This is a genomic window from Candidatus Synechococcus spongiarum SH4 (assembly GCF_000586015.1).
GTDB classification, from domain to species: Bacteria; Cyanobacteriota; Cyanobacteriia; order PCC-6307; family Cyanobiaceae; genus Synechococcus_B; species Synechococcus_B spongiarum_F.
Window position 1 is genome coordinate 1 of sequence record NZ_JENA01000207.1, and the last position, 2913, is coordinate 2913.

Consider the following 2913-nt stretch of genomic DNA (forward strand, 5'->3'; position numbering starts at 1 on the left):
CCGATCTGCGCCGCTATGCCCGCAACATCGGCCTGGCGTTCCAGATCATCGACGACATTCTGGACGTGACGGCAGACAGCGCCACCCTGGGGAAAACCGCGGGCAAGGATCTGCTCACGGAAAAGAGCACCTACCCGGCTCTGCTGGGCCTTGCGGCATCGCGCCGGAGCGCCGCCGAACTGATCACGGCCGCCAAGGCGGCTCTGGCCCCCCATGGGGAGGCCGCCCGCCCCCTGCTGGCCCTGGCGGACTTCATCGCCACCCGTAACCACTGACAAGCCATGGATGCCCTCGCCGCGATTTTCGAGAACGTCGTCCTTGCCTGGGGCCTACTGGCCTGTGGCGTGGCCCAGCTCAGCAAGCTGCTGCTGGTGTTAGCGGTGGAGCGGCAATGGCGCCCGGCGGTGCTCCTGGAGACCGGTGGAATGCCCTCCAGCCATGCGGCCCTGGTGAGCGGGGTGGCTGCCGGCGTGGGCTGGCAGGTGGGCTTTGACCAGCCCCTGTTCGCCCTGGCCTGCGCCCTGGCCCTGGTGGTGATGTACGACGCCAGTGGCGTGCGCCGCGCCGCCGGTCTCCAGGCTGAACGGCTCAACGCCTACATGACGCCGGCCGATCCCGACCGTTGCTCGTCCCTGGAACCCCTGAACACCAACCTGGGGCATACTCGGCGCCAGGTGTTGGTGGGTAGTCTGCTGGGGATTGCCGTGGTTCTTCTGGGCATCAGCCGGATGGGGGGGCTGCTGGAGGGGCTGAAATGACGGGCAGAGATGGTTCAGCCCGGCTCTGACGGGAGTAAGCGCACCGACCACCGCAAGCCGCCGGGCGTGAGGGAGAGTATGCCCCAGCCGTAGCCGGCTACGGCTGGGATGCCGAGGCGGGGAGTGAGGCCGTGCCGATCACAGACCACGTGGAACTTGCTGGCCAGCCCGCCGCAAGGTAGGCCCAAGCAACCGAGGGGCAAAGCCTTCAGGCCCAGGCAAGCCCGCCCCACAACAGGCTTCCTCATTGAGCCCTGGGCCTGATAATCGGTTGGGATTTCCACCCTGCCGGTCATGTATGTTTACTAAAATCAAGTGAAAACTGTTCTCGAATTGTCATAAATTGCAAAGTTTTCCACGGTATGGATCAGAAGAGGAGGGAGAAGCGGAGGCCCAGAGAATGATCCACAGGGGATGTTGGGGAGTTGGTTTGCTGCCGTGTGCCCTCCAGGGCGATTTCCCAAGGTTCCGTCCGTCCCTGCCGGGAGTAGGGGGCCAGTGACCAGAGGAGGCCGTAGCTCCTGCTATCCGGGGAGAGGGCCACTGCCACCCCTGGGGAGAGGGTGAGGCGGTCGTTGTGGGCGGGGAAGCCGTAAGCGAACTGCGCCTCGAACTGCTGCCCCCCCGGTGCTGGCGTCGTCCAACCCCTCCATGCCGGCGGGATTGAGGAGGGCATCCATGCCGGATGCAGTAGCCCCCATGGCGTGACCCAGGACGAGGGACGGCCCGCGATTGGTGGGGGAGGGTTCCCAGGCGAAGGAAAGGGCCAAGCCCTGCTCCCGGAACTCCTCCGCCATGTGGGTCACCAGGGTGTGGCCCTTCAGTTCGCCACTGATGCCCCGTTGTGGATCGCTCCAGCCGATACCGGCCCCCACCTCCAGGCCGAAGCCGGTTTCCCCATCGCCGCTGTCTTGTCTCATGCCCACCTCCAGCGAGGGGAGGAGCGCCGCACCGTTGGCCAGGGGAACAGGGCGGCCCGCCTCCAACCCCACCCGCAGCCGGGAGACGCTGCCCTCACTGGAGGAGAGGGCATCCACCTGCTCGGTGGTGGTCTTCTGGCTCAGCAGGTCGATTGTGGTGGTGAGGCTCAGCCCCTCGGCGCCGCCATCGATGAGCAAGCCATCCAGCCCCACTGCGCCCATCACCATGGTGCTGCCGGGCCGGTACTCCCTGTTGCTCCCGTCGTCCGGTTTGACGGAGAGCTCGCCCCGGCCGTACCCGGCCACGGCCCAGACACCCAGTCGTGGGGTGAGGGCGTAACGGCCATAGGGGAACAGGCCAAGCAGGGTGCTGCTGAAGTCTCCATCACCATCGTTGTCCCCCTCTCCCTCGTAGCCGCCGTTGCCCCAGGAGTGGGAGAGGGCAGCGCCAGCCAGCCAGCGCCCCGTCCGCCAGTCTGCGCCAACCAGGGCGGCGCCCACGGTCCCAGTCAGAGAGAGGGTGGCTTCCTGCCCACGGAAGGAGGAGAGCGCCCCTTCACCCCAGACGGCCAGCCGGGGTGTTGCCCCCTCCTCCAGCCCTTGCCCGGCTGCTATCCAGGGGGAGAAGGAGAAGGAAGAACCCTGCGCCAGTTGTTGGCCGCTCACACTCTCGAAGCCCAACACCTTGGATAATGCCCCTGCGTTCTCCGCCAACGGCGTGGCGCCTGTCAGCTCTTCCCCCGCCACGGTGAGGGTGAGACCGGCTTGGGGATTGGCGCTGAAACGTCCCTGCACGGCATTCACCACCTGCTGGGCGACGGTGCGGCTAACACGCACCTGCCCAGCCTTCACTGCCTCGGTGAGGACATCCGTGGCATCGTCATCCACCGACTTGGCGGCTGACGCCCTCACCTCGATATTGAACACATCGGATACCGTGCCGCCGTTGCCGTCATCGGCGGTCACCTTCACCGTCAACGTGCCCACATCCCCGGCCTGGGGCGTACCACTGAAGGTGCGGCTGGCCGGTGTGAAGGTGAGCCAGCCGGGTAATGCACTGTCATCCCCCTGGGTGGCGGTGTAGCTCAAGGAATCGCTATCGGCATCACTGAACGTATTGGCCGGGAACCCATAGGAGAAGGCCGTGCCCGCCGTGGCGTTCTGATCCGCAATGGCGTTGGCCACCGTCGGCGCAGTATTCGTCCCGTCGTTATCCGTGATGGTGAGGGTGTGCT

At 66.2% G+C, this 2913-nt stretch carries 4 protein-coding genes; 2 read left to right on the forward strand and 2 right to left on the reverse strand.

What is annotated here, in order from left to right; all coding sequences use genetic code 11:
• Together BG35_RS11070 and BG35_RS11075 are read left to right on the forward strand one after the other, a co-directional pair.
• Positions 1–275, forward strand: a 275-nt coding sequence (locus BG35_RS11070; protein WP_034418063.1) for a polyprenyl synthetase family protein, incomplete at its 5' end; no start/stop codon positions are given.
• A gap of 6 nt (positions 276–281) precedes the next feature.
• Positions 282–758, forward strand: coding sequence for a divergent PAP2 family protein (locus BG35_RS11075; RefSeq protein ID WP_034418064.1), 477 nt, complete (start codon positions 282–284; stop codon positions 756–758).
• A gap of 367 nt (positions 759–1125) precedes the next feature.
• On the opposite strand, the gene BG35_RS13175 is transcribed toward BG35_RS11075, so the two are convergent.
• Both BG35_RS13175 and BG35_RS0108485 read right to left on the reverse strand, forming a co-directional pair.
• Positions 1126–1302, reverse strand: coding sequence for a hypothetical protein (locus BG35_RS13175; RefSeq protein ID WP_161632581.1), 177 nt, complete (start codon positions 1300–1302; stop codon positions 1126–1128).
• The coding region (locus tag BG35_RS0108485; protein ID WP_173399750.1) for a putative Ig domain-containing protein at positions 1283–2913 on the reverse strand (1631 nt) is incomplete at its 5' end. The genes BG35_RS13175 and BG35_RS0108485, both read right to left, overlap by 20 nt.